This window comes from Acetobacter fallax (assembly GCF_011516735.1).
In the GTDB taxonomy this organism is placed as follows: Bacteria; Pseudomonadota; Alphaproteobacteria; order Acetobacterales; family Acetobacteraceae; genus Acetobacter; species Acetobacter fallax.
The window spans coordinates 1-558 of the sequence record NZ_WOSX01000160.1; the positions used below are offsets into that span (position 1 = coordinate 1).

At 62.4% G+C, this 558-nt stretch carries 1 protein-coding gene; it reads left to right on the top strand.

The window, feature by feature from the left end; all coding sequences use genetic code 11:
* A partial coding sequence (locus GOB85_RS19900; protein ID WP_173578886.1) for an IS66 family transposase zinc-finger binding domain-containing protein occupies positions 1-558 on the top strand: 558 nt, incomplete at both ends.

Here is a 558-nt window from a genome sequence, read left to right on the forward strand (position 1 = left end):
CGTGCTGCCGAAACCCGGGCCACAGACGCTGAAGCCCGAGCAGTCAGCGCTGAAGCGCAGATTACCCATCTTAAACATCTTATTGCACGGATGCGTCAGGACCGCTTCGGGGCGTCATCGGAACGGGGACGGCGCCTGCTGGACCAGCTGGAACTTGAGCTGGAGGAGCTGGAAACAACGCAAGCCGAAGACGCGTTCGAAAATGCGGCGGACCTCGCTGTCCGTGCAACAGCACCGCGGACTAACCGGGGGCGGCAACCCTTACCCGCCGACGTGCCACGCGAACGGGTGGTTCTTCCTGCGCCAACACAGTGTCCGTGCTGTGGCGGGACGCGCCTGAGTAAACTGGGCGAAAGCATCACTGAGACGCTGGAAGTGATCCCACGCCAGTTCAAGGTCATCCAGACGGTGCGGGAGAAGTTCACCTGTCGGGACTGCGAGAGCATCACCCAGCCACCAGCGCCTTTCTACCCGATCTCACGGGGGCGTGCAGGGCCAGAACTGCTGGCGGGCATTCTGTGCGACAAGTATCTCCAGCATCTGCCGCTGAACAGGCAG